At 72.2% G+C, this 26,039-nt stretch carries 22 protein-coding genes; 11 read left to right on the forward strand and 11 right to left on the reverse strand.

Annotated elements, in window-relative coordinates; genetic code table 11:
* Positions 1-41: 41 nt before the first annotated feature.
* Together ACIO9K_RS09000 and ACIO9K_RS09005 are read right to left on the reverse strand one after the other, a co-directional pair.
* Entirely contained in the window at positions 42-2,516 is a 2,475-nt protein-coding gene (locus ACIO9K_RS09000; RefSeq protein ID WP_363619118.1) for an HAD-IC family P-type ATPase, read from the reverse strand.
* A 52-nt stretch (positions 2,517-2,568) separates the two neighbouring features.
* Entirely contained in the window at positions 2,569-2,871 is a 303-nt protein-coding gene (locus tag ACIO9K_RS09005; RefSeq protein WP_363619119.1) for a DUF2530 domain-containing protein, read from the reverse strand.
* A gap of 162 nt (positions 2,872-3,033) precedes the next feature.
* Between ACIO9K_RS09005 and ACIO9K_RS09010 the strand changes: the two genes are divergently transcribed.
* From ACIO9K_RS09010 to ACIO9K_RS09020, 3 genes are all read left to right on the forward strand, one after another.
* Positions 3,034-4,494 carry an NCS2 family permease gene (locus ACIO9K_RS09010; protein WP_363584950.1) on the forward strand — a complete coding sequence of 487 codons (1,461 nt, stop codon included), beginning with the start codon at positions 3,034-3,036 and terminating at the stop codon, positions 4,492-4,494.
* A 205-nt stretch (positions 4,495-4,699) separates the two neighbouring features.
* On the forward strand, positions 4,700-5,623 hold the full coding sequence (locus ACIO9K_RS09015) for a DUF4231 domain-containing protein (RefSeq protein WP_400328101.1): 924 nt from the start codon (positions 4,700-4,702) through the stop codon (positions 5,621-5,623).
* Between the two features lie 261 nt (positions 5,624-5,884).
* Complete coding sequence (locus ACIO9K_RS09020) at positions 5,885-7,597, forward strand: hydrogenase maturation protein (RefSeq protein ID WP_400328103.1); 1,713 nt, start codon at positions 5,885-5,887, stop codon at positions 7,595-7,597.
* 143 nt (positions 7,598-7,740) lie between these two features.
* Here ACIO9K_RS09020 and ACIO9K_RS09025 read toward each other — a convergent pair whose 3' ends face one another.
* Positions 7,741-8,556 (reverse strand): MHYT domain-containing protein, encoded by an 816-nt coding sequence (locus tag ACIO9K_RS09025; protein WP_363619122.1) that lies wholly within the window; start codon positions 8,554-8,556, stop codon positions 7,741-7,743.
* A 309-nt stretch (positions 8,557-8,865) separates the two neighbouring features.
* Positions 8,866-9,297: a VOC family protein gene (locus ACIO9K_RS09030; protein WP_363619123.1), complete on the reverse strand. Its 432-nt coding sequence runs from the start codon at positions 9,295-9,297 to the stop codon at positions 8,866-8,868.
* A 151-nt stretch (positions 9,298-9,448) separates the two neighbouring features.
* Here ACIO9K_RS09030 and ACIO9K_RS09035 point away from each other — a divergent pair, with 151 nt between their 5' ends.
* Positions 9,449-9,883, forward strand: a complete 435-nt coding sequence (locus ACIO9K_RS09035) for a MarR family winged helix-turn-helix transcriptional regulator (protein ID WP_063348195.1) — start codon at positions 9,449-9,451, stop codon at positions 9,881-9,883.
* A 357-nt stretch (positions 9,884-10,240) separates the two neighbouring features.
* On the forward strand, positions 10,241-11,530 hold the full coding sequence (locus tag ACIO9K_RS09040) for an MFS transporter (protein WP_363619241.1): 1,290 nt from the start codon (positions 10,241-10,243) through the stop codon (positions 11,528-11,530).
* Between the two features lie 58 nt (positions 11,531-11,588).
* On the opposite strand, the gene ACIO9K_RS09045 is transcribed toward ACIO9K_RS09040, so the two are convergent.
* Positions 11,589-12,107, reverse strand: coding sequence for a GNAT family N-acetyltransferase (locus ACIO9K_RS09045; RefSeq protein ID WP_363619124.1), 519 nt, complete (start codon positions 12,105-12,107; stop codon positions 11,589-11,591).
* A gap of 45 nt (positions 12,108-12,152) precedes the next feature.
* Between ACIO9K_RS09045 and thpR the strand changes: the two genes are divergently transcribed.
* On the forward strand, positions 12,153-12,740 hold the full coding sequence (thpR, locus tag ACIO9K_RS09050; RefSeq protein WP_363619125.1) for an RNA 2',3'-cyclic phosphodiesterase: 588 nt from the start codon (positions 12,153-12,155) through the stop codon (positions 12,738-12,740).
* Positions 12,741-13,054: 314 nt separating this feature from the next.
* Here thpR and serC read toward each other — a convergent pair whose 3' ends face one another.
* Positions 13,055-14,173, reverse strand: a complete 1,119-nt coding sequence (gene serC, locus ACIO9K_RS09055; protein WP_063348193.1) for a phosphoserine transaminase — start codon at positions 14,171-14,173, stop codon at positions 13,055-13,057.
* 183 nt (positions 14,174-14,356) lie between these two features.
* The gene (locus ACIO9K_RS09060) at positions 14,357-15,457 is read right to left on the reverse strand and encodes a citrate synthase 2 (RefSeq protein WP_350877533.1); all 1,101 of its coding nucleotides are present in this window, start codon (positions 15,455-15,457) and stop codon (positions 14,357-14,359) included.
* Positions 15,458-15,873: 416 nt separating this feature from the next.
* Between ACIO9K_RS09060 and pdxH the strand changes: the two genes are divergently transcribed.
* The 5 genes from pdxH (at position 15,874) to ACIO9K_RS09085 (ending at position 22,084) form a co-directional block, all read left to right on the forward strand.
* Positions 15,874-16,506 (forward strand): pyridoxamine 5'-phosphate oxidase, encoded by a 633-nt coding sequence (pdxH, locus tag ACIO9K_RS09065; RefSeq protein WP_363619242.1) that lies wholly within the window; start codon positions 15,874-15,876, stop codon positions 16,504-16,506.
* Between the two features lie 507 nt (positions 16,507-17,013).
* Complete coding sequence (gene fxsA, locus ACIO9K_RS09070) at positions 17,014-17,196, forward strand: FxSxx-COOH cyclophane-containing RiPP peptide (RefSeq protein WP_350877535.1); 183 nt, start codon at positions 17,014-17,016, stop codon at positions 17,194-17,196.
* A gap of 41 nt (positions 17,197-17,237) precedes the next feature.
* Positions 17,238-19,703 (forward strand): FxsB family cyclophane-forming radical SAM/SPASM peptide maturase, encoded by a 2,466-nt coding sequence (locus ACIO9K_RS09075; RefSeq protein WP_400328107.1) that lies wholly within the window; start codon positions 17,238-17,240, stop codon positions 19,701-19,703.
* A gap of 15 nt (positions 19,704-19,718) precedes the next feature.
* Positions 19,719-20,558 carry an aminoglycoside N(3)-acetyltransferase gene (locus tag ACIO9K_RS09080; RefSeq protein ID WP_400328109.1) on the forward strand — a complete coding sequence of 280 codons (840 nt, stop codon included), beginning with the start codon at positions 19,719-19,721 and terminating at the stop codon, positions 20,556-20,558.
* 290 nt (positions 20,559-20,848) lie between these two features.
* On the forward strand, positions 20,849-22,084 hold the full coding sequence (locus tag ACIO9K_RS09085) for a cytochrome P450 (protein WP_400328111.1): 1,236 nt from the start codon (positions 20,849-20,851) through the stop codon (positions 22,082-22,084).
* Positions 22,085-22,221: 137 nt separating this feature from the next.
* Here the strand turns inward: ACIO9K_RS09085 and ACIO9K_RS09090 are convergent, their stop codons facing one another.
* The 4 genes from ACIO9K_RS09090 to ACIO9K_RS09105 are packed head-to-tail and all read right to left on the reverse strand — an operon-like array spanning position 22,222 to position 25,967.
* Complete coding sequence (locus ACIO9K_RS09090; protein WP_363584975.1) at positions 22,222-23,340, reverse strand: hypothetical protein; 1,119 nt, start codon at positions 23,338-23,340, stop codon at positions 22,222-22,224.
* 9 nt (positions 23,341-23,349) lie between these two features.
* Complete coding sequence (locus ACIO9K_RS09095) at positions 23,350-24,024, reverse strand: histidine phosphatase family protein (RefSeq protein ID WP_363632108.1); 675 nt, start codon at positions 24,022-24,024, stop codon at positions 23,350-23,352.
* A gap of 10 nt (positions 24,025-24,034) precedes the next feature.
* Complete coding sequence (locus ACIO9K_RS09100) at positions 24,035-25,030, reverse strand: nucleotidyltransferase domain-containing protein (protein WP_363584978.1); 996 nt, start codon at positions 25,028-25,030, stop codon at positions 24,035-24,037.
* A 34-nt stretch (positions 25,031-25,064) separates the two neighbouring features.
* A complete protein-coding gene (locus ACIO9K_RS09105) occupies positions 25,065-25,967 on the reverse strand; it encodes a phosphotransferase (RefSeq protein ID WP_371517495.1) in 903 nt (300 codons plus the stop codon).
* Between the last annotated feature and the right edge of the window lie 72 nt (positions 25,968-26,039).

Here is a 26,039-nt window from a genome sequence, read left to right on the forward strand (position 1 = left end):
GCGATCCATCATCCAGGCTGCGGGCTGGGGGTGCCAGGGCCTCACTCCATCCCGCGGCGCTTCATGAAGCGCCAGGCGATCTCCAGGGCCAGGCCGCAGACCACCGCGATGCCGACGCCGACCAGGGGGTCGCGGGTGCCGACCAGCGAGAGCTGGAAGAACTCCGCCAGCCAGGGCACCAGCAGGACCAGGGCGAAGGCGCCGCCCATGGTGCCGATCAGCAGCAGGCGCCACCAGCTGTAGGGGCGGGCGACGATGGCGAGCACCCAGATGGCGATCAGGAAGAGCGTCAGGGTGGCCACGCTGGTGTCGGCCTTGAGGTCGGTCGCGTGGTCGGCGCGGGCCAGCGCGTAGGCGACGAAGGTGCCGGTGCCGGCGATGACGCCGCCCGGCACGGCGAGCCGCAGGACGCGCTTCACGAAGCCGGTGCGGGCCCGCTCGTTGTTGGGGGCGAGGGCGAGGAAGAAGGCCGGCACGCCGATGGTGAGGGTGGAGAGCACGGTGGAGTGCCGGGGCAGGAACGGGTACGGCGAGTGGGTGAAGATCACCAGCAGGGCCAGCAGGACCGAGTAGACCGTCTTCACCAGGAACAGGCCCGCGACCCGCTCGATGTTGCCGATCACCCGGCGGCCCTCGGCGACCACCGAGGGCAGGGTGGCGAACGAGTCGTTGAGCAGCACGATCTGGGCGACCGCCTTGGTGGCGTCGCTGCCGGTGCCCATCGCCACGCCGATGTCGGCGTCCTTGAGCGCGAGCACGTCGTTGACGCCGTCGCCGGTCATCGCCACGGTGTGTCCGCGGGACTGCAGCGCGGCGACCAGCTGGCGCTTCTGCTGCGGGGTGACCCGGCCGAAGACCGTGGTCCGTTCGGCCGTGTCGGCGAGGGCGTCCGGTTCGGCGGGCAGCGTCCGGGCGTCCAGCGGGTGGTCGGCGCCGGGCAGGCCGAGGTGGCCGGCGACCGCGCCGACCGAGACCGCGGCGTCGCCGGAGATGACCTTGGCCTGCACCTGCTGGCCCTCGAAGTAGCGCAGGGTCTCGGCGGCGTCGTGGCGCAGCCGCTGCTGGAGCACCACCAGGGCGAGCGGGGCGAGCCCGGCGGCCGGGTCGGGGGAGTCCAGCGGGGTGGGGGTGCGGCCGAGCAGCAGCACCCGCAGGCCCTTGGCGCCCAGCTCGTCGACCTCGGTGAGCGCCGGGTGCCCGGCGGGCAGCAGCACGTCGGGGGCGCCGAGCAGCCAGCTGGCCTCGCCGCCCTGCGGCTCCAGCAGCTGCACGCCGCTCCACTTGCGGGCGGAGGAGAACGGCATCGCCTCGATCACCCGCCAGCCGTCGGCGCCCCGGGCGCCGCCGGCCCCCGGGGCGCCGCCGTCGCCGCGCCCGTAGGCGTCGATGACCGCCTGCATGGAGGGGTTGGGGCGGGCGTCGGCGCCGGCCATCACGCCGAGCGCGTGCTTGATGGTGTCCGGGTCGAGGGCGCCGGGCTCGCCGTCGGAGAGGACCCGCAGGTCGACGACGTCCATGCCGCCCTCGGTGAGGGTGCCGGTCTTGTCCAGGCAGACGGTGTCGACCCGGGCCAGGCCCTCGATCGCCGGGAGCTCCTGGACCAGGCACTGCTTGCGGCCCAGCCGGATCACACCGATCGCGAAGGCGACCGAGGTCAGCAGGACCAGCCCCTCGGGGACCATCGGTACGATCCCGGCCACCATCCGGCGCACGGCCTCGCGCCAGTCGCGGCCCTCGACGGCCAGCTGGCTGATGATCAGGCCGATGGCCGTGGGGATCAGCAGGTAGGTGATGAAGCGCAGGATGCTGTTGATGCCGCTGCGCAGCTCCGACTTCACCAGGGTGAACCGGCTGGCCTCCTCGGCGAGCTGCGCCGCGTACGCCTCGCGGCCGACCCTGGTGGCGGTGAACGCGCCCGCGCCGGCCACCACGAAGCTGCCGGACATGACCTGGTCGCCGGGCTGCTTGAGGACGGGGTCGGGCTCGCCGGTGAGCAGCGACTCGTCGATCTCCAGGCCGTCCGCCTCGGTGACCTCGCCGTCGACGATCACCTTGTCGCCGATGCCGAGCAGCACCGTGTCGTCGAGCACGATCTCGGCGACGGCGATCTGTTCGACGGTGCCGTCCCGGCGGACCTCGGGGCGGGCCTCGCCGATCAGGGCCAGGCTGTCCAGGGTCTTCTTGGCGCGCAGCTCCTGGATGATGCCGATCGCCGTGTTGGCGACGATGACCAGGCCGAACAGGCCGTCCTGGATCGGACCGACGATCAGGATGATCCCGAACATCACGCCGATGATCGCGTTGAAGCGGGTGAAGACGTTGGCCCGGACGATCTCCTTGGCGGAGCGGCTGGACCGTACGGGGACGTCGTTGACCTGTCCGCGCGCGACGCGTTCGGCCACCTCGGCGGAGGTCAGTCCGCCGCGCCGGCCGGGCAGCAGCCCGAGGGGGTGCGCACCGTCGGGGCGGTCGGCGTCGCCGGGCTGCTCTTCCGCGGGGTGGGCAGGCTGCGTCATGGCACCGACTCTACGGGTGCCTTATGTCCGGTGCGTGCTACTAAAGGACTATTCAGTCCGACCGGGTGGCCGGGTCCTGGCCGTCGGTTCCGGCCGCCCGGTTCGCGGCCTCGGCGGCGCGGTCGCGGGCGATGGCGTCCCGTCGGGCGCGGCAGTACCAGAGGCCGATCAGGCCGAGCAGGCCGCCGGAGAGGCAGATCCACGGCCAGGTGCCGTGGCCGTGGTCGGAGAGGGTGCCCTGGAAGGGGAGCAGCGCCAGGAAGGCGACGAACCACAGCACCGTGCCGCCGCCGACGATGGCGACGTCGTTGGCCTCCAGCGGAGGGGGCGAGGGATGCAGCGGCTTCTTGGGCATGGGGCCTAGCGTAGTGTGCGGCGGCCGGCCCTCAGGGGCCCTCGGGCTTCTACGCGCGAAGATAGCGCGTGTGCGATCGGGAAACCATACTGAAAGTTCCCCGCCCGGCCACCGTCGCCCCGGGCGTCCCCCCTCCTCAGCTCCCCCACAGAGGACGCACGCATGCCTGTGGTCCAGCCGACCACCGAGTCGCCCGAACCCGCCTCCAGCGCCCCCAAGCCCCCCGCCGGCGCCCTGGACCGCTACTTCCGGATCAGCGAGCGCGGCTCCACCCTGCCGCGCGAGATCCGCGGCGGCGTCGCCACCTTCTTCACCATGGCGTACATCCTGGTGCTCAACCCGATCATCCTGGCCAGCGCCACGGACATGACCGGGGCCCACCTGGACAGCGCCCAACTGGTCACCGCCACCGCCCTCACCGCGGGTCTCACCACCCTGCTGATGGGCGTGATCGGCAACGTCCCGATCGGCCTGGCCGCCGGCCTCGGCGTCAACACCATCGTGGCGCTCCAGCTCGCCCCCAAGATGACCTGGCCGGACGCCATGGGCATGGTCGTGCTGGCCGGCTTCGCGATCATGCTGCTGGTCGCCACCGGCCTGCGCGAGCGGGTCATGAACGCCGTGCCGCTCGGGCTGCGCAAGGCCATCGCGATCGGTATCGGCCTGTTCATCAGCCTCGTCGGCCTGGTCGACTCCGGCTTCGTCAGCCGCATGCCGGACGCCGCGCACACCACCGTCCCGCTGCAGCTCGGCGGCAGCGGGCACCTGCTCGGCTGGCCGGTGCTGATCTTCGTGTTCGGCCTGCTGCTCACCCTCGTCCTGCTGATCCGCAAGGTGCCCGGCGCCATCCTGATCAGCATCGTGGTCAGCACCGCGCTCGCCGTGGTGATCGACAAGCTCGTCGACGTCCCGGCGCTCAAGTGGGGCCTGACCGTCCCGGCCTGGCCGGGCAACCCGGTCGCCGCCCCCGACTTCGGCCTGGTCGGCAAGGTCAGCCTGTTCGGAGGCTTCGAGAAGGTCGGCGTGCTGACCGGCGTGCTGTTCGTCTTCACCGTGCTGATGTCCTGCTTCTTCGACGCGATGGGCACCATCCTCGGCGTCGCCGACGAGGCCCACCTGCTCGACGAGAACGGCGACCTGCCGGGCATCAACAAGATCCTGATGGTCGACGGCATCGCCACCGCGGCCGGCGGCGCCACCTCCGCCTCCGCGAACACCTGCTTCGTGGAGTCCACCGCCGGTGTCGGCGAGGGCGCCCGGACCGGCTTCGCGTCGATCGTCACCGGCCTGCTCTTCGTGGTCGCGCTCTTCCTCACGCCGCTCGCCACCATGGTCCCGGCCCAGGCCGCGACCCCGGCCCTGGTCACCGTCGGCTTCCTGATCCTGGCGGGCTCGATCAAGGAGATCGACTGGTCGGACCACACCATCGCGATCCCGGCCTTCCTGACGATCGTGATGATGCCGTTCACCTACAGCATCACCAACGGCATCGGCTTCGGCTTCATCGCCTTCTGCGTCCTGCGCCTGGCCGCCGGGCGCGGGCGCAGCGTGCCCGTCCCGCTGTACGCGGTGGCGGCGGTGTTCGCCTTCTACTACCTGATGCCGGCCCTCGGCCTGCTCTGACGCCGTACCGCTCCACCGGCGGCCCCGTCCTCTCCCCCTGGGGGAAGGGCGGGGCCGCTGCCGTTCCCGGGGGACCGGTGGAGGCGGAGCCCGTTGTCCTCGGGGCCGGCCTGGCGCCGCGCGGGAAAATGTCAAGAATGGTCCTGTGTAGCGAAGTTGACGGAGGGAATACTGCCTGGACGGACACGGGGAGGGGGCTCGACCGATGGTGCAACAGGATCCGCCCGGGGGAGACGAGGCGAAGCTGCTGCCGGAGCTGTTCTGGACGGCGGACAAGGCCTCGCTGGACGGCCAGCGCGAGACGCTGCGCTGGTACCGCGGACTGATCGCCATGCTGGTGATCGCCGCCGTGATCGGCTCGTTCCCCGGGCCGAAGGACCGCGACTCCTTCGACAGCGTGCCGCTGTACTCGGTGGGCGCCTTCCTGATCGCCGGCTACTTCTGGTCCCGGCTGCGCCGCAGCAACCCGCAGGGGCGCTGGTACGAGGCCCGGGCGGCGGCCGAGTCGGTCAAGACGCTGGCCTGGAAGTACACCGTCCGGGCCCGGCCGTTCGACGGCGAGGCGGAGTCCGCGGACGTGGACCGCGGCTACCTGCTCCAGGTCGAGGACGTGCTGCGGGCCTTCGAGGACCCGGAGATCGTGCCGCCCGGCACCGTCCCCGAGATCACCCCGGAGATGCGGCGGATGCGGGCCGGCAGCCTGACCGCCCGCCGCATGCTCTACCTGCGCACCCGGGTCGAGGGCCAGCGCACCTGGTACCGCGCCCGGGCCGAGGCGTGCGAGACGCAGGCGGTGTCCTGGGGGCTCGGCATCGCGGCGCTGATCATCATCGGCGCGGCGGCGGCCGTCGCCCAGGCCACCGGCGCCCTCCAGGTGCACGTCTTCGGCGCCAGCTCGGCCGCGGCCGCCGCCGTCATCGCCTGGACCCAGCTCAAGCAGCTGCGCCCGCTGGCCGCCGCCTACCAGCTGGCCGCGCGCGAACTGGAGAACGTCGGCAACCAGCTCTCCGACCTCGACCTCAAGACGCCGGACGCCGAGGCGCGCTGGGCCCGGATGGCCGCCGAGGCGGAGGACGCGGTGTCCCGCGAGCACACCACCTGGCGGGCCCGCCGGGCGTTTCCGAGGTAGCGGCCGGGGGCCGTCAACGCCGGGGAGCGATCGGGGCCGTCAACGCCGGGGAGCGGCCGCTGCGGTCGATGCCGGCGAGCGGCCGCTGCCGTCAACTCCGGGGACGGGCTGGGGAGATCCGGCGAAGCGGGCGCCACGCCGAGGGCACAGGTGTGCGGAGTGCGTGAGGGTCGGGCGGGAAGGCGTAGAACGTAATCATTACGTGTCCATGCCCTGGTTTCATCGCCTGCGCGCGACCCCAGTCCCTGTCCGGAGGCCCTCTTGCGCATTCTCCTGATCGCCAGCGCGTTCAACAGCCTGACCCAGCGCGTCCACACCGAGCTGCGCGGGCGCGGCCACCAGGTCGCCGTCCAACTCGCCCTCGGCGACGAGGCGATGAGGGCGGCGGTGGACCGCACCGACCCCGAGCTGATCATCTGTCCGATGCTCACCAAGGCCGTCCCGCAGGACATCTGGTCCACCCGGACCGTCCTGATCGTGCACCCCGGGCCCCAGGGCGACCGCGGCCCCTCCTCGCTCGACTGGGCGATCACCGAGGGGGCGGACCGCTGGGGCGTGACCGTCCTCCAGGCCGTCGAGGAGATGGACGCCGGTGACATCTGGGCGTCCGTCGAGTTCCCCGTCACCGGCTGCGGCAAGAGCGAGCTGTACCGGGGCGAGGTCGCCGACGCCGCCGTCGAGGCCGTCCTGCTCGCCGTCCAGCGCTTCGAGGGCGGGCTGTTCACCCCCGAACCGCTCGACTACGACCGGCCGGACGTCCACGGCAGGCTGCGGCCCCTGCTGCGGCAGGACGCGCGCCGGATCGACTGGGCCGCCGACGACACCGCCACCGTGCTGCGCAAGCTCCGCGCCGCCGACTCCCAACCCGGCGTGCTCGACGAGCTGTTCGGACGCGAGTACTTCCTGCACGGCGGCCACCCCGAGGACGAGCTGCGCGGCCCGGTGCCCGGCGCCGTGCTCGCCACCCGCGACGGCGCGATCTGCCGTGCCACCGTGGACGGCGCGGTCTGGATCCCCCAACTGCGCCCGCGCCGCACCCCGGGCGGGCCCGCCACCTTCAAGCAGCCGGCCGCGACGGTGCTCGCCGGCCGGCTGCACCGGGTCCGCGAAGTCCCGGTGACGCCGACCTCGGCGGCCCGCCGCGACACCTGGTCGGAGCTGCGCTACCGCGAGGAGGGTGACGTCGGCTACCTCGAATTCGCCTACGCGGGCGGGGCGATGAGCACCGGGCAGTGCCGCCGGCTGCTGGCCGCCTACCGCGAGGCCGCCGACCGGCCCACCTCGGTGCTGGTGCTCGGGGCGCCCCGGGACTTCTACTCCAACGGGATCCACCTCAACGTCATCGAGGGTGCGGCGTTCCCGGCGCTGGAGTCCTGGGAGAACATCAACGCGATGGACGACCTGGTCCACGCGGTCCTCACCACGACCGACAAGCTCACCGTCGCCGCCCTGGCCGGGAACGCGGCGGCCGGAGGCCTGATGGCGGCCCTCGCCGCCGACGAGGTGTGGTGCCGGGAGTCGGCGGTGCTCAACCCGCACTACCGGCTGATGGGCCTCTACGGCTCCGAGTACTGGACGTACACCCTGCCGCGCCGGGTCGGCGACGAGCAGGCCGCGCGGCTGACCACCGAGGCGCTGCCGGTCGGCGCCGAACACGCCCGCCGGATCGGCCTGGTGGACCGCACCTGCGGCGGGGACGCGGCCGCCTTCCGGCGCTGGGTGGTCCGGGAGGCCGCCGCGCTCGGAGCCTCGCCCGAACTCACCGGGCGGCTGGTCGACAAGAAGCGCCGCCGGTCCGCCGACGAGGAGGCGAAGCCGCTGGCCGAGTACCGGGCGGAGGAACTGCGGCGGATGCACGCCAACTTCTACCGGGCGGGCGAGCCCTACCACGCGCTGCGGCGGGACTTCGTGCACAAGGTCTGCCCGGTGGCCACGCCCGCGCACCTGACCGGGCTGCTGGGGCGGCCGGAGTGAGCGGGCGGTTTCGGCCGGAGTGAGGCGGCGACGCCCGCCGGATCGAGTCGGGGGCGGTCGCCGAAAGTGAGCCGAGGGCGCCCGGCCGGGGTGGGGGACCCGGTCGGACGCCCTCGGGGCTTGGGGGGTGGGGCCCGCCCGGCTCAGCGCCTGGCGCCGGCCTCGTCCCGCCGCCGCGGCCGGCGCGGGACCAGCGGGACCAGTGGGGCCGCCGGGCCGAGCAGGAGCGGCTGCGTGGTGCCGCGGCTCGGCGAGACCGCGAAGGCCAGCGAGCCGAAGAAGACGTAGCAGCCGAGCCCGACCCCGAGCGGGAAGATGAACTGCAGCGCCATCACTCCGCCCTGGGTGGAGTGCGAGAAGTCGAGCCGCACCGAGAGCGCCGCCATGCCGGTGTAGTGCATCGCGCACACCGCCACGCCCATGACCGGCGCGGCCGCCAGGACGGCGAGCGTGCCGCGGATGTTCAGGGTGGCCCACAGCGCGGCCGTGGCCGCGAACACGGCGATGGCGACGGACAGTCCGACCGTGAGCCGGTCGTAGCCGAGGTGGCCGGGCAGGACCATCGCGGCCATTCCGAGGTAGTGCATCGCCGCGACCCCGAGGCCGGTGGTCAGCCCGCCGGCCAGCAGGGACAGGACGGGCCGGCGGCTGTACCCGACGGTGAACAGGCCGATGCCGACGACGGCGATGGCGACCAGCAGGCTGAGCACGGTCAGTCCGGGCCGGTAGCTGATGTCGACCCCGGTGACGGAGAAGCCGAGCATCGCGATGAAGTGCATGGACCAGATCCCGGCGCCGAGCGAGGTCGAGGCGAAGAGCAGCCAGAGCACCCGGGTGCGGCCCTGCGAGACGAGTGCCCAGCGGGCGCTGCGCAGGGCGACGAAGGCGCCGAGGCAGGCGACGAAGTACGAGACCGCCGGTGTCACCCAGCCGTGGTCGGCATGATGGATCTCACCCAAGAGAGCTCCCAGGACGGATGCGGGGGAGGAAGGGCGCCAGGCCTCGGGCGGACACGGGTGGTCGGGAGGGAACGCGGCAACGGGCGCGGGAACGGCGCCGCCGAAGGGAGACCTGGCGTGTGGTGCCCCTGACAACGGGGGACAGTAGCCACTACCGGACGGTCGCACAAGGTTCGCGCTTTTCGTGAAGTCCCTGGTCAGGATGGACCTTTACGCGGCCTGCATGATCTTGGCACCAACTCCTGACACCGCCTGCGCACGGCCGCCGGGCGGTTCGTCCGTTACTCCGGGTTCGTTACTCCGGGTTGGTCACTCCAGCGGGGCTAGCCCGAACGGGTGGCCGGCCGGGTCGATCAGCACCTTGAGCGTCCGGCCGTGCTGGTACGTCGGCTCGGTCGCGCCGAGCGCGAGCGCCTTCGCGATCGCCTCGTCCAGGTCGTCCACGTAGAAGTCCAGGTGGAAGTGCTTGCCGCCGTCCGGCTCCGTCCACGGCTCCGGCCGGTAGCCCGAGACCCGGCCGAAGCCCAGCGGGCTGCCGCCCTCCGGGTTGTCCAGGATCGCGAACTGCTCGTCCAGGTGGCGGCTCTCCCAGCCCAGCAGCTCGCCGTAGAACCCGGCCAGCGCGATCGGGTCGGCGCAGTCGATGGTGACCATGGCGAGGCGGGCGAAGCCGGTGTCGCCCGGCCCGGCGGCGAGGCCGGAGGTGAGGCCGGAGGCGGGGTCGGCGGCGAGGTCGGACATGTCTGGTCGGCCCTTCCAGTCGAGATCATTCGAGACCCAGCACCAGCATCGCACCGGGCCGATCTTCCGGCGCGCGGTGAACGGACGGGGCCGGCGGGGTGGAATGGGAACGCATTTTCCTTAGCGAGAGTAATGACGTAAGCTAAAGAACATGCCCGAGATGTCCGAGCAGGACCTCGCAGCGATCAATCAGCTGCGATCGTCCACGATGCGCCTCTCCCGTCGACTCAAACACCAGCGGGTCGAGGAGTCGCTGAGCCCCACCGAGATGGGGGTGCTCGGCACCCTCGCCAGATGCGGAAAGGCGACACCGGGTGAGCTCGCCCGGAAGGAGCACGTGCAGCCGCCCTCCATGACCAGGATCGTCGCGATGCTGGAGGAGAAGGGGCTGGTGCGGCGCGAGCCGCACCCCGAGGACCGCCGCCAGGTCGTCGTCAGCAGCACCGAGCAGGCCGAGGCGATCCTCGCCGAGAGCCGCCGTCGCCGCAACGTCTGGCTCGCCGAGCTCGCCGAGGGGCTCGACGAGGAGGAGTGGGCCGTCCTCCGGGAGGCCGCGCCCGTGCTCTACAAGCTCGCACACCTCTAGGCACGCCGACCCCGGCCCGCCGGCCGGGAGAAGAAGGAGCACCGCATCACCGCAGGACCGACCACCGAAACCAGGAGCGCGACGGCCGCAGTTCGGGCCGCCGCGCCGCGAGGGGAGACCACCGTGACACCGCCGGCCGCAGCCAGCGCCGCCGCCATCCGCACCGACGACCAGACCACCGACCCCGCCGCGGCAGGCGCCGCGGCCGCCGACCTCCAGGCGCCCGCCCCCGCGGGGCTGCCCGGCAGCGGCGACGACGACCCCGACGAACGCACCGCGGCGGACGACCCCGCCGCTCCCGGACGCACCCACGCGTCCACGTCTCCCACAGGTGCCCGCTTCACGAGGCCCGGGGGGATGTTCTCCTCCCTTCGCGTTCGCAACTACCGCTACTACTTCGCCGGCCAGGTGGTGTCCAACACCGGCACCTGGATGCAGCGGATCGCCCAGGACTGGCTGGTCCTCAGCCTCACCGGCAGCCCCCTCGCGGTCGGCATCACCACCGCCATGCAGTTCCTGCCGATGCTGCTGCTCGGCCTGTTCGGCGGCGTGCTCGCCGACCGGATGCCCAAGCGCCGGCTGCTGATCTACACCCAGGGCGCCATGGGCCTGCTGGCCGCCGGCCTGGCCGTCCTGACCATCGGCGGCGTCGTGACGCCGTACTACGTGTACGCCTTCGCGCTGCTGCTCGGCCTGGTCACCGTGGTCGACAACCCGACCCGGCAGGCCTTCGTGTCCGAGATGGTCGGGCCCAAGGACCTCGCCAACGCGGTCAGCCTGAACGCCGCCAACTTCCAGACCGCCCGGCTGGTCGGCCCCGCCGTCGCGGGCCTGCTGATCGCCGTGGTCGGCAGTGGCTGGGCGTTCGCCGTCAACGCGCTGTCCTTCGCCGCCGTGATCGGCGGGCTGCTCGCCATGCGGGAGAGCGAACTGCGCCCGACCGAGCCGATCGCCCGCGAGAAGGGCCAGCTGCGGGAGGGCCTGCGCTACGTCAAGGAGCGGCCCGAACTGCTCTGGCCGATGGTCCTGGCCGGGTTCATCGGCACCTTCGGCTTCAACTTCCCGACGCTGCTCTCCGGCTTCGCCTACGACACCTTCAAGGTCGGCGCCGGCCAGTACGGCCTGCTGAACACCGCGATGGCGGTCGGCTCGCTGGCCGGCGCGCTGCTCGCCGCCCGCCGGGGCGTGCCCAGGCTGCGCCGGCTGGTGGCGGCGGCGCTGGCCTTCGGCTCGCTGGAGGTGGTGGCCGCGTTCGCGCCCGACTACTGGACCTTCGCGGTGCTGTTGACGCTGATCGGGGTGTTCGGACTCAGCTTCAACACCTCCGTCAACTCCACGCTGCAGCTGGCCACCGACCCCGCGATGCGCGGTCGCGTGATGGGCCTGCTGGTGCTGGTCTTCACCGGCGGCACGCCGATCGGCGCCCCGATCGTCGGCTGGGTGACCGCCTCGTACGGGCCCCGGCTCGGCCTGCTGGCCTGCGGGCTGGTGTCCGCGCTGGCGGCCGGCGTGGTGGGCCTGGTGCTGGCCCGGAGCGCGGACCTGCGGGTGCGGTTCGACCTGCACCCCGGCCGGGGCGGCCGGGTGGTGGCCTTCGTGCCGCGGACCATCACCGCCAACAAGTCGGAGCTGGCGCCCGCCTGCTGACGAGGCGTCATGCCCCGGGGTGGTGGTCCGCCCCGGGGCTTCGGCGCAGGGTCGAGGGTCAGAGCCGGATCGCGAGGACCTGACCGGGCCAGACGCCGTCCGGCTGCTCGACCTCGAAGGACTCGGTCTCGGTGAACCCGAGTGCCCGGTACTGGCCGACCAGCCTGCGGTCGGCGCCCGCGTAGCAGTCCACCCGTAGCAGGCCGAGGCCGCGCCGGCGGGTCTCCTCGACCGCGTCGGCGATCAGCGCGGCGCCGATCCCCGAGCCCTTGCGGCTGCGGTCGGTGACCAGGATGCGGACGAACAGCTCGGGCTCGTCCACCGGGGGGATGTACTTCCCCCGCTGCTCGGACAGCACGCAGCAGCCGATGGCGCGGCCCTCGTCGTCCTCGGCGAGGCGGATCAGGAACGGTTCGGCGGCGAACCCGGCGACCTGCTCGACCCGGGCCGGGATGGTGCTGAAGGGCTGGTCCCCCCACTGGCCGGTGCGGCCCTGGCCGGCCAGCCAGCCCACGGCGCTGTCGAGCAGGGCGAGGATGTCGGGAATGTCGTCCGGTCCCCCGGTGCGGATCTTCATACGAAAAGTTCTAGCCCAAACGGCCTCGCGCGGGAAGATGTTCCCATGAGGCTCTTCGTGGCGGTCCTGCCGCCGGTCAACGTGCTCCAGGGGCTGTCGGACGCGGTGGCGCCGGTGCGCGGGCTGCCCGGGGCGGACCGGCTGCGCTGGACCACCGTCGAGGGCTGGCACCTGACCCTGGCCTTCCTCGGCGAGGTGCCGGCCGAGGAACTGCCGGAGCTGGAGGCGGGCCTGGCCGCCGTCGCCGAGGTGCATCCGGTGCACCGGCTGCGGCTGTCCGGCGCCGGGCGGTTCGGCGACCGGGTGCTCTGGGCCGGGGTGGAGGGGCAGACCTGGGCGCTGCGCAGGCTCGCCGAGGCCGTGTCCGAGGCCGCCGCCGGGGTGACCGGGGAGGTCGACGCCTTCACCTTCCACCCGCACCTCACCCTCGCCCGGGCCGGTTCCTCGCGCGGCCACCGGCGGGCCGTCCAGCGGCTCGCGGCGGCCGAGCTGGACACCCTGGCGGCCGCGCTGGCCGACTACCGGGGGCCCGAGTGGGAGGCCGCCGAGCTGCACCTGATGCAGAGCGACCTGGACGGTGGCTTCGCCCACTACTCCTCGCTGCGCGCCTGGCCGCTCGCCGACTGGAGCTGAGCCGGGGTGTGCCCGGGTCCGGGGCGGGGGTTGGGTCCGGGGCGGCCGTTGAGCCCGGGGTGGCCGTTGGGCCCGGGGCTCCGCTCCGTCGGCGGGTGGTCCGGAGGTACGCTCGTTGACCGTGGATCCCAAGACTCGTATGCGTATCGTGACCGGCACCCTGGTGCTGCTGCTGGTCGTCGTGCTGATCAGCTCGATGGTCGGCGGGTAGCCGGGCCGGCGGGCACGCCTACCCGGCCCGGCGGGTCGCCCCCGCCGCAACGGCTGAGGGCCACCGCCCGGAGGCGGTGGCCCTCAGCCGTGCACGGGATCGCTCAGAGCTGCTCGACCACGTAGTCGATGCAGTGGGTGAGCGCCTCGACGTCCGCCGGGTCGATCGCCGGGAACATCGCGACGCGCAGCTGGTTGCGGCCCAGCTTGCGGTACGGCTCGGTGTCCACGATGCCGTTGGCACGCAGTGCCTTGGCGACGGCGGCGGCGTCCACCGACTCGTCGAAGTCGATGGTGCCGACCACCTGGGAGCGCTCGGCCGGGTTCGCCACGAACGGGCTGGCGTAGGAGGACTTCTCGGCCCACGCGTACAGCCGGGACGAGGAATCAGCCGTACGGGCGACGGCCCAGTCGAGCCCGCCGTTGCCGTTCAGCCATTCCAGCTGGTCGGCCAGCAGGAACAGGGTGGAGATCGCCGGGGTGTTGTACGTCTGGTCCTTCGACGAGTTGTCGATGGCCGTCGGCAGGTCGAAGAACGGCGGGATGTACCGGCCGGAGCCGGCGATCTCGGCGGCGCGCTCCAGGGCGGCCGGGGAGAACGCGGCCAGCCACAGGCCGCCCTCGGAGGCGAAGGACTTCTGCGGGGCGAAGTAGTAGACGTCGGTCTCGGTGATGTCCACCGGCAGGCCGCCGGCGCCCGAGGTGGCGTCCACCAGGACCAGCGAGCCCTCGTCCGCGCCCACCGGGCGCTTGATCGGCATCGCGACGCCGGTCGAGGTCTCGTTGTGGGTGAGCCCGTAGACGTCGACGCCGGCCTCGGCGACCGGCAGCGGGTGGGTGCCCGGGGCGGTCTTGATGACGCTCGGCTCGGCGAGCCACGGCGCGGCCTTGACCGAGGAGGCGAACTTGGAGGAGAACTCGCCGAAGTCCAGGTGCTGGGACTTCTCCCGCACCAGGCCGAACGCGGCGATGTCCCAGAAGGCGGTGGAGCCGCCGTTGCCGAGGACGACCTGGTAGCCCTCGGGGAGCGAGAAGAGGCTGCTCACGCCCTCGCGTACGCGCTTGACCAGGTTCTTGACCGGGGCCTGGCGGTGCGAGGTGCCGAGCAGGGAGGTCTGGGTGGCGGCGAGGGCACTCAGGGCCTCGGGGCGCACCTTGGACGGTCCGCAGCCGAAACGGCCGTCTGCGGGCTTGATGTCAGCGGGGATCTGGATCTGAGCCACGCGCGCAGCCTACCGGCCGGGGAGCCGCCCGGGGTACGGTCGTCCGCCCGCTGAGACTGTGATCTTCACGGCTCCCAGCTGCGGAAACAGCGGGCCCGACGGAGGTCGGACCCGCTGCTCAGGGGTGGTGCGGACGCGGGGCGCCCGGGGCGTTCGGCGGGCGCTCGGGGGCGCTCGGCGGGCTCAGTGGCCGATGGCGTCCCAGCCCTCGATCTCCTCGGGGCGGCGCGGGCCGGGGCCGATGTAGCGCGCGGCGGGGCGCACGAGCCGGCCGGTGCGCTTCTGCTCCAGGATGTGCGCCGACCAGCCCGCGGTGCGCGCACAGGTGAACATCGAGGTGAACATGTGCGCCGGCACCTCGGCGAAGTCCAGCATGATCGCGGCCCAGAACTCGACGTTGGTGGCCAGCACGCGGTCGGGGCGGCGGTTGTGCAGCTCCTCCAGCGCGGCCTTCTCCAGCGCCTCGGCGACCTCGAAGCGCGGGGCGCCGAGCTCCTTGGCGGTGCGGCGCAGCACGCGGGCGCGCGGGTCCTCGGCGCGGTAGACGCGGTGGCCGAAGCCCATCAGGCGCTCGCCGCGGTCCAGCGCGTTCTTGACCCAGGTGGTGGCGTCGCCGGTGCGCTCGATCTCCTCGATCATGCCGAGCACGCGGGACGGCGCACCGCCGTGCAGCGGGCCGGACATCGCGCCGACCGCGCCGGAGAGCGCGGCCGCCACGTCGGCGCCGGTGGAGGCGATGACGCGGGCGGTGAAGGTGGAGGCGTTCATGCCGTGCTCGGCGGCGGAGGTCCAGTAGGCGTCGATGGCCTTGACGTGCTTCGGGTCCGGCTCGCCGCGCCAGCGGATCATGAACCGCTCGACGACCGTCTCGGCCTTGTCGATCTCGCTCTGCGGGACCATCGGCAGGCCCTGGCCGCGGGCCGACTGGGCCACGTAGGACAGCGCCATCACGGCGGCGCGGGCGAGGTCGTCGCGGGCCTGCTCGGCGGAGATGTCGAGCAGCGGCTTGAGGCCCCAGACCGGGGCGAGCATGGCGAGCGCGGACTGCACGTCGACCCGGATGTCACCGGAGTGCACCGGGATCGGGAACGGCTCGGCGGCCGGCAGGCCGGGGTTGAACTTGCCGTCCACCAGCAGGCCCCAGACGTGGCCGAAGGAGACGTGGCCCACCAGGTCGTCGATGTCGACACCGCGGTACCGCAGCGCGCCGCCTTCACGGTCGGGTTCGGCGATCTCGCTCTCGAACGCGACGACTCCCTCAAGCCCGGGTACGAAGTCGGACATACGACGGCTCCTTCAGTTCTGCGATCGGCGCTGCGCCGTGGTGGGGCGGCGCGCCAGTGACCGAATGGTGGTTGGCACTCGGTGCCAGAGTGACAGGCACCGGGTGCATTGCGCCATACACCACCATGGTGATGTTGCGCTTGGGCCCGCTTGACTTTTCCGCCGAGGGTCGGTCGTGCCCGGGAATCTCCGGAACCAAACGCCTGGTTCGGGACAATTCACCGTACGGGGGGCGGTCGAGCGGTGGCGGGACACCTTATCTCCCACCGGGGTTTGTCCGGAGGTAGCGGTGCCGGTTGCTTGTCGTACGGGATGATGTTGACGTGCAGACCCCGGAACGCGCCCAGTCGACGCCCCTGAGCCCCGCCACCCGGATCCTGGCCGACGATGCCCGGCCCGGACCGGACCTCACCGTGATGCGCAAGCACTACACCCACGAGGGCCTGGTCGAGGAACAGCTCGCGCCCGAGCCGATCGCCCAGTTCACCCGCTGGTTCCACGAGGCGGACGACGCCGGGGTGGTCGAGCCCAACGCGATGGTGCTCTCCACCGCCGACGCCCAGGGGCGGCCCAGCTCGCGCACCGTCCTGCTCAAGGGCTACGACGCGCGCGGCTTCGTCTTCTTCACCAACTACGGCTCCCGCAAGGGCTCCGAGCTCGCCGCCAACCCGTACGCCGCACTGCTGTTCCCGTGGATCGCGCTGGCCCGCCAGGTGATCGTCCAGGGGCGGGTGGAGAAGGTCGGCCGGGACGAGACCGCCGCCTACTTCCGCACCCGGCCGCACGGTTCGCAGCTCGGCGCCTGGGCCAGCGAGCAGTCCAGTCCGGTCGGCGGGCGCGACGTCCTCGAACAGCGCTACGCCGAACTGGAGCGCCGCTACCCGGAGGGCGAGGGCGTGCCCGTGCCGCCGTTCTGGGGCGGGTACCGGGTGATCCCGGAGAGCGTGGAGTTCTGGCAGGGGCGGGAGAACCGGCTGCACGACCGGCTGCGCTACCTCGCCGATCCGGCCGGAGCGGGCGGGTGGCGGGTGGAGCGGCTCTGCCCGTAGCGGGCGGGTCTGCGAGGCGTTCGAATACCGGCGCGTCCGTCGGTGGGTCCGCCGTCGGGCCCGTCGGGCTCGTCGGGTCCGCCGTCGGGCTGGCCGTCGGGCTGGCCGTCGTGCGGTGGCGGGGGAGTGCGGGGCGCTGTCGAATCGCGCCAACCGGCCTTCGCCGACCGGTGGTTCGGATGGGGCACGAGCGCCGGGGGAGCGGGCTCCGGCCGCGCCGGGGGAGCGGGTCGGGCCGGGGCGGCAGCCGTACGTCGGCGGAGGGGTGCCGCCGGGGTGGGTTCGGCGGCGCGACGCCGGTCCCCTGTGCGCCGGTCAGGTGCCTTCACGCGACCGCCGAGTGGGTGAACTTTTGGCGAGACTTCGCTGCGTGAAGGGGGTAGTGGGCTGTTAGGGGCGCGCAAGAGCACGGCGCAGCCCACGTGCTGGCAGTACCCTGGTCGACTAGGCCGACCTATATACCCGGCCCTGCTTCTCTCTAACCCCCATCGTGGAAGAGAATCGAACATGACACCCGCACTGGACACCATGCCCCGCACTGAACTGACGGAGCCTCAGGGCGAAACCCGGCCTTCACTGGCCGACCTCGCCCAGCTCGGCGCCGAGGAGCTCTCCACCAGGATCCGACGAGCCCTGCCCGACACCGGTGCGGGTGCGGTGCCGGTCGCGGCCTTCAACTCCTCCATCTGATCGGCCGACTGACCATCGGCTCCGGCTGAATCCGATCGACCATGACGCCAACTCCGCTGCCTTTCACCCAATTCGTCGTGAAAGTGCACAGCCGGTGTGATCTCGCCTGCGATCACTGCTACGTGTACGAGCACGCCGACACCAGTTGGCGTCGACGCCCCAAGGTCATCGGTGACGAAGTCCTGAGCAAGATCGCCGAGCGGATCGGCGACCACGCGGCCGCACACCGGCTGCCCGCCGTCCGGGTCGTCCTGCACGGGGGAGAACCCCTGCTCGCCGGCCCGGACCGGTTACGCCACGCGGCCAAGGCGCTCCGGGCGGCCCTGCCGCCCGGCTGCGCACTCGACCTGCGCATCCACACCAACGGCGTCCAACTGGACGACGCCTACTGCGAACTCTTCGCCGAGGTCGGCATGAGGGTCGGCGTCTCGCTCGACGGCGACCGCGCCGCCAACGACCGCCACCGCCGCTTCGCCGACGGCCGCAGCAGCCACCCGCACGTCCTGCGGGCGGTCGAGCGGCTGCGCCGGCCCGCCTACCGGCACCTCTACGCCGGGCTGCTCTGCACCGTCGACATCGAGAACGACCCGGACGCCGTCTACCGCGCCCTGGCCGAACTCGACCCCCCCGCCGTCGACTTCCTGCTGCCGCACGCCACCTGGGAGGACCGGCCGAAACCGGCCGCCGACGGCGCGCGAACGCCGTACGCGGACTGGCTGTTGGCCGTGTACCGGAGATGGGACGCCGACGGCCGCCCGTTCGCCGTCCGCACCTTCGAATCCGTCCACCGGACGTTGCACGGGCTCTCCAGCCTCACCGAATCGCTCGGCCTGGAACCCTCCGACCTCGTCGTCCTGGAGACGGACGGCACCTTCGAACAGGCCGACAGCCTCAAGACCGCCTACGACGGCGCACCGGAGACGGGGTACGACGTCTTCACGCACAGCCTCGACCAGGTCGCGCTGCACCCCGGCATGACCGCCCGCCAGTCGGGGCTGGCCGGGCTGAGCGCCGCCTGCCGGGCCTGCCCGGTCGTCCGCAGCTGTGGCGGCGGCCTGTACGCCCACCGGTACCGGGCCGACACGGGCTTCGACAATCCCTCCGTCTACTGCGGTGACCTCATGAAGCTCATCAACGAACTCGCCGGCGAAGCCGCCGGTTCCGCCGCCGGTTCCGCCGCCGGTTCCGTTGCCGGTTCCGCCGCCGGTTCCGTTGCCGGGTCTGCTGTCGCGGCGGGTCCTTCCGTACCCGCCCAGGCCGGGGAGCCGGTGGTGCCGGCCACCCTCACCGAGCGGCAGCTCGACCAGCTCGCCCGCGGGTACGGGGACCAGGACACCGTACGGGCCCTGTCCCGCGCCCAACTCGCCCTCACCCGGGCCATGCTGGCCGCCGCCTGGGACGCCTCCGGGCAGCCCGGATCGGCGGCCTGGGCTCTGCTGTCCGAACTCGACGCGAGCGCACCCGCCGCCGTCGACACCGTCCTCGCCCACCCGTACGCCCGCGCCTGGGCCGCCCGCCGGCTCGCCGGGGACCTCACCGTCGGGCTCGGCCCGCTGGCCGCCCTGGCCGCCGCCGCCGCCGTCCGTGCCGGGCGGGGGGACGCGGTCGCGGTGCCGGTGCGCGGCGGGTGGCTGCACCTGCCGACCCTCGGGCGGACCGCCGCCCCGGACGGGGAGGCGGTCGTCACCGGCCTGGCCGACGGGTTCAGCGTGCGGGCGTCCGACGGATCGGTGTCCGCCGCCCTGGACGAGCCGCTGCGGCGGGTCCGGCTGGCCGGAGGGTGGACGGTCACCCTGGAGGACGTCGACCCGCTGCGCGACAGCCACGACCACGCCGTGGCCGGCCGGCTCTCCGACGGCGAACTGCTCGACTGGACGGGCGCGTTGCGCGAAGCCTGGGAACTGCTCGGGCACGACCTGCCCGCGTACGCGGAAGGCCTCCGGGCCGGCCTCACCACCATCACCCCGCTACGGCCGGGCCCCGCCGGGCGGGACGTCAGCTCGGCCGCCCGGCAGGCCCACGGCGCGGTCGGCATCGCCCGGCCCGCGACCGCGCCGACGCTCGCACTGCTGCTCGCGCACGAGTTCCAGCACGTCAAACTCGGCGCCGTACTCGACCTGTTCGACCTCCACGACCCGGCCGACGACCAGCAGTACCTCGCGCCCTGGCGGCCCGACCCGCGCCCGCTCGAAGGCCTGCTCCAGGGCACCTACGCGCACCTCGCCGTCACCGAGTACTGGGGCACCCGCGCGCTCGCCTACGACGGGCTGCCGGGCGAGGCCGCCGACCGGGCGCGCACCCAGTTCGCGCTCTGGCGCCGGTACACCGCCGAAGCCGTCGACCGGCTGGCCGGATCCGGCGCCCTCACGGCGCTCGGCCTGCGCTTCGCCGACGGCATGCGTGAGAGCGTCGCTCCGTGGCTCGCCGTGCCGTTGCCCGCCGCCGCCGAACGGGCCGCCGAACGGGCCCGCCACGAGCGCGGCCACGCCCGCCCCGCCGAGGTCTGACCCAGAGGAGCGGCCATGCGCACCGTCACTGCTCTCACCGACACTGCTTTCACCGGCACTGCTTTCACCGGCACCGCCCTCACCGATACCGCCCTCACCGCGGGGGGCCTGGTCGCCGGGTTCGCCCAACTCGGCGTCCGCCCGGGCATGGTGGTGCACGTCGAGGCCTCCCTGCGCGCCCTCGGCCCGGTGGACGGCGGCGCCGCCACCGTCGCCGACGCGCTGCTCCACGTCCTCGGCCCCGGCGGCACCCTGGTCGCCTACACCGCCACCCCCGAGAACTCCGCCACCTCGCGCATCCACCAGACCGCCACCGCCGGCCTCACCCCGGCCGAGACCGCCGCCTACCGGGCCCGGATGCCGCGGTTCGACCCGGCGAACACCCCCTGCTCGCCGACCATGGGCGCCCTCTCCGAGGAGATCCGCACCCGCCCCGGCGCCCTGCGCAGCCGCCACCCCCAGACCTCCTGGACGGCCCTCGGCCGGCACGCCCGCGAGATCACCGCCCACCACCCCCTCACCTCCCACCTCGGCCCCGAGTCCCCGCTCGGGCGCCTCTACGACCTCGACGCCAGGGTGCTGATGCTCGGCGTCCCGATGGCCCGCTTCACCGCCTTCCACCTCGCCGACCAGCGCATGCCCGACGTCCCCCTGCGCGAGTACCGCTGCGTCGGCCCCGACGGCTGGCTCACCTTCCGGGCCCCCGAGCTCGACGACCTCCACTTCGCCGACCTCGGCACCCAGGTCCTCGCCGCCGCCACCGGCATCACCACCATCCACCTCGGCACCACCGACTGCCGCCTCGTCCCCGTCCGCGAAGCCGTCGACCTCGCCGAACACCTCCTCCGCCCCTGACGGTCCTGTTCAGCGCCTTGGTGCGTAGGAAGTCGGCCCCACCGACTTCCTACGCGATCGAAGTGCGGTCGGCAGTGGGGGGAGGGGATGCCGGACCTGGGCCGGTCCGGCGTGACCGTCGGTGTAGACGGTGCACAGTCCGTCTGACTGGATGATCCTGGTAACACCGTCCCGGCCCGTTGACGACCGCTCCGCGCCGCTCTAGAACGGAGCACAGGCCCCGGACACGGCAGGACGTGTCGCGGCACGGACTGCCGGGGCACCCCCGAGAGATCCTGAGGAGCAATGCCATGGCTCCAGACGACAACGGCTGCCCTGTGCTGGACATGACCGCCCGGGCCCTGCACCAGCAGAACGCGGAGCTCCGCGCCGCCGGGCCCGCCGTGCGGGTCGAACTCCCCGGCGGCATCATCGCCTGGTCCGTGACCCGCAGCTCGGTGATCCGCGCCCTGACCGGCGATCCGCGGGTCTCCCGCGACCCGCGCAAGCACTGGCCCGGCCTGGCCGCGGTGCCCGAGGGGTGGCCGATGGGCCCGATCGCGTTCCAGCAGAACTTCTTCAACCGCTACGGCGACGAACACCGCTCGGCACGACGACGGATGGCGCCCTCGTTCTCGCCCCGCCGGGTGTCCGCGCTGCGGCCCGGGATCGAGGCGACGACCGCCGCCCTGGTCGGCGCGTTCCGTGACCTCGCCCCCGGCGAGGCCGTGGACATCCGCCGGGCCCTCTCGCTCCCGCTCACCATGACGGTGATCTGCGACCTCTTCGGCGTACCCGCCGACATGCGGCCGCAGATCGGCCGGTCGATGGACACCCTGCTGACGACGACGGCGACGACCGAGCAGATGACGGTCGCCCGGGCGGAGATCAACGTGGTGCTGGTCGAACTGCTGGAGCTCAAACGGCGCGATCCCGGGCCCGACCTCGCCAGCGACGTGGCCGCCGTCAGCACCGGCGGCGACACGGGCCGCGCCGAGGAGGAGTCCCGCGACGAGCTCTTCCTGATGCTCGGCGCCGGGTACGAGACCGCCGTCAACCTCATCACCAGCGCCGTCCAGGCGCTCCTCACCCACCCCCGCTACCTGGCCCAGGTCCGCGAGGGCACCCTCGCGTGGGAGGACGTCATCGAGGAGACCCTGCGCCACGAGAGCCCGGTGATGCACATCCCGCTCCGCTACCCGCTGGAGGACATCGACCTCGGCGAGGGCGTGGTCATCCGGCAGGGCGAGCCGATCCTGCTCGGATTCGGCGCGGCCGGCCGGGACCCGGAGGTCCACCCGGACCGGCCGGACGACTTCGACCCGACCCGCCCCGACAAGGAACACCTGTCCTTCGGCTACGGCCCGCACTTCTGCCTCGGCGCACCCCTGGCCCGGCTGGAGGCCGAAGTGGCCCTGGGCGGCCTCTTCGGCGCCTACCCCGGCAGCGTCCTGGACCCGGCCAGCCCGACGCCGGCCCGCCTGGAGTCCGTCATCATCAGCGGCCCGGCCGAGCTCTGGATCGTCCCGAGGCCCACCGCAGTGTGACGGCGGCACCTGGGGGAAGGGCGGCTCCCGCGAGTTCGCGGGAGCCGCCCTTCCGTCGAAGGCGGCGACGTTCCTGTCGAGCCTCCCTGTGCATAGGAAGTCGGTGGGCCCGACTTCCTATGCAGGGCCGGATGCTTCTACACAGTGGCCTCACAAGCTGTCATCGCGGCGGCCAGCACGCGTTTCCGAGTGATCCATTCCGTATTGCCGGCTTCGACTGAGCACCGTAGGGCCTCGATCATCTCTTCGTCGGCTGCAGCCGGTCTGGCCAGGTGCGCCCGCATGTAGTGCCTGAAGATTGCCGGCAACTGCTCGGGCCGGGTTGCGGCCTTGGCCTGCAGGGAGAAGAGGGGGAGGAACCAGGCTTCGAAGCTCTCCTTGATCGCCGGGGTGGCTCGGTATGCGTCGTGGAGCGGTTGAAGATCTGCCGTGTGGTTGTAGGGCAGGTGTCCGTGGAGGGCATAGCGGAGGCGGATGCCGTCGTGTTCGCGGAAGTGCAGGCCGTGGGCGGCGATGTGGTTGGCGGCATTCTGGGTGGTGGCCATGACGGCCACCTCCGCCCGGTGCCTTCGGGCTGCGGCGAGGACGGTGGCATGGATGCCGGCGCGCGGGTCGAGCACGAGGCGGTCGAGACCGACTGGCGACAGGTCGATGCCGTGGTCGCGGGTACGGGAGAGGATCAGGCGCCCTGGAACCTTGCCGACGGTGCCCTGAAGGTGTCTGGGCTGCTGTCGGTGACTGGCGTGGATGTCCGAGCGGTCGAGGATGGGGCGGTCCTTGGCGAGTTCGGCGACAAGGTGAAGGCTTGTGCGGTCCCGGGTGTCGGTGCTGCCGCAGGCGTTGCAGGGGCGGCCACCGGTACCGGTCATGTGGCCGCAGGCCCGGCAGGTGGGAACGGTCTCACGGCTGATGGTCAGGGTGCCGGCGCGGAGGTTGTTCTCGATCATCTCCAGGGCGAGGCTTGCGACCTCAGTGTCGGTGTCGGTCATGATGCCGCCTGCCGGAGACTGCCCCGGCGCGTACTTGCTCGCGATGAGGTCGGCCTCAAAGCGCTGACGGGGGATCTTCGGCCCCTCAGCCTCGCGGTGGCGGAGGTCTCCGGCGAGGGTGGCGGTGTTCCACAGGTGGGGTGCGGGCGGTGAGCCGAGGATGGCGTTGAGGGCGGCGGCGAGGCGGATGCCGACGGCCTTGCCGGGGCGGGTGCCGAAGATGAAGGTCCCGTTCTGGACAGGGCCGTTGAGGAACAGGTGTCGCACGGACTCCTCCTAGATCGGCGGGGTCGTGGTTCGCGTCCGGGTGAACCGGCCGTCTCGCAGTTCGTAGTGGAGGATCGCGGCGTTGGGCATCTTGCCCTTCCGCTCCTCGGCGAGGATCTCGGGCAGGGTGCAGGCTTCGAGTAGGGAGCGGAGTGCCACTGCGGCGGTCTGGTGGGTGAAGGCGACGATGGTGCTCGATTCCTGGAGTTCGGCCTGGGCGAGGGCGGCGAACTCGGTGGCCCGGTTGAGTACGCCTTCGGCGAGCGACTCGCCGCCACCCGGTGCGGTCCAGAGGTGCTTGCGCAGGCGGCGGTCCTCGGCGAGTTCGGGGTAGCTGTCGTTCAGCTCACGCTTGGTCATGTAGGTGGCGTCGCCGTAGTGCTGCTCGTCGAGGAGCGTGGTCTGCTGGGGCCAGCCGTCGGGGATGTCGGGCAGGGCGATCGCGGCGGTGTCGATCGTCCTGCGGTAGGTCGACGTGTAGACGCGTGGCGTGGGGCCGGCGAGCTTCGGCAGGATGCCGGCGAGCCACTGGGCCTGCCGGAAACCGTGCGGGGTGAGGCCGACGATCGTGCGGGAGATGGTGTGGGCGACGGCTCCGGTGCAGGGGCGCGGGTCCTGGTAGAAGCCGTGGTACTTGTCGGCGTTCTCGACGGACTCGGCGTGCCGGATGACGAGCAGGGCCACCGCGCGGCGCCTACGCGGCGAGGTTGGCGACGTAGGAGCCGCTGACGGTCCAGGGGGTGAGCTCGATGCCGAAGCTGCTGCGGTCGCCGTCCTGGGAGTGGACGAGTTTGCCGGACAGGTGCACGGTGTCTCCGGATCGGAACGCGCCGGTGTAGGCGCCGAGGTAGGAACGCATGTGGGTGATCCGGCGGGCGAAGGAGTCGGGCTCGTCGATGGTCGAGCTCAGGATGGTCCTGACCTTGATCCCATAGAGCGCCGGGGTGGTGAGGCCTTCGGCGTGGTCGGTGATTCTCGCGAGGAGGGAGATCTCTCCGATCTCCTTGGAGGAGATGCGGGAGAAGGGTCTGTCGCGGTCGGAGCGGATGGGTTCGCAGTTGATGTGCGCGCCGGAGCTGGAGGTGAGCCCCTGGAGCTTTCGGCGTTCCTGCTTGATGAGGGCCTCGAAGGAGCTGCCCTCCATGTACTTGGCCCGGCGGATGTACAGCCGGGTCAGGTCGTCTCCGTCGTAGGGCTTGATCAGAGCGGTCTGCTGGAACAGGTCCTGGGCGGCCTCGTAGCCCTCCGGCCCGTAGCAGACGAGGTCGATGTCCGAGCGTTCGTTGAAACAGCCGACGAGAAAGGACCCGGTGACACCCAGGAGATCCCGGGCGCCGTTCGTGGCGACCCACTCGGTGATCGCCAGGAGGTCCTTGCCTGCCGGATTGTCGGCGACCGATCCGGGTTCCTCATGGATGGCAGAGAGGGCCTGGCGGCACGAGTAGTGGACGGCGACGTCCTCGCGCGGAATGCCCGTGATGACGCAGCCGAGGGCGTCGGAGTAGACGTAGCACTCCGGTCGGTCGGCAAGGATGCCGAAGGATTTCGACACGACACTGTTCTGCCGGTAGGTCCGGCCGAACACCCGCCGGTCCCCCTTCTCGTCCGGGTGGTACTTGACGTAGCCCAGGTAGTGGCTGCCGGGGTGGCTGTCCCCGATGACCTTGAAGACGACGCCGTGGTGATCCATCAGGTAGTCACGGTCGCGGACGATGGGGACCGGCCTACCGGTGTTCAGCGGCGAACTGCTCCAGAGCGGGGAAGGCTCCGGTGTCGATCGTGGTGGACGACTCATACTGCTCAAGTCCCATCGAGAAGAGGGCGCGGCGGTACTGCCACTTGATGTGCTTGTCATGCCCTGCGGGGTGAGTGGGCCGCATGAGGGCGAGGAAGAAGAAGCACTTGACGAGCAGGAAGTCGCCCAGGTGATCGCTCACCCGCCGGCCGATCAGGGACGTGCTGGTCCGGTCGAGTGCGACGGTGTACGTGGCGCGCTGCTCCGAGGTGATGGTGTAGCCCTTGCCTCCACCTTTGAAGGCCACGATGTCGAGCGCCGGGTACACGTCGTAGCCGAACGGGATCGGTCCGTGGTGCTGCCAGTCGATGATCCCGGCCGTGAGGATGTTGGGCAGACCGTAGTCCAAGTGCCCGTGCACGATGGGGAGTCGGGACAGCCGGTCGAGGGCGTGCTCGACGGCCTGGTGGACCCGCGGCGTGTCGAAGTCCGGGTTCTCCTCGAAGACGGCCGCTGCGAAGGCCGCCTTCTCGAACCACGGGGTCGAGGGCAGAGGGTGCCTCGCCTGGGCCTGTAGGAGCTTCGAGGCGACGGCGGCCGCGGTGCTGATCACGTGGTCGCCGACCTGTCCGGCCCGCTGAGTGTCGGCCAGGGCGTCCTCGTGCAGTGAGCTGTTGCCGATGGTGCGTTCGATGGCGAAGTAACTTCCGCCTTCGAATCCGCTGTCGACAATCGCAGGTACGGGGTATCCAAGTCCGGCGGCCAGCTGCTGGAACTCGACTTCCGCCCGCAAGTCCTCTCCGCCGGTCCGCTTGTAGAGCGAGCCGTCAGCCGATCTCCAGACCGCACCCCGGGTGGCGGTCCGGTCCTTCACGAACTCCCAGGTGTTCATCGGCCCGTCCTTCTGCCGTACCGAGTCGCCGTAGCGCAGGCGTCCAGACTAGGAGGGTTCGAGCAGGCCGGA

This window comes from Kitasatospora sp. NPDC087271 (assembly GCF_044744605.1).
Lineage (GTDB): Bacteria > Actinomycetota > Actinomycetes > Streptomycetales > Streptomycetaceae > Kitasatospora.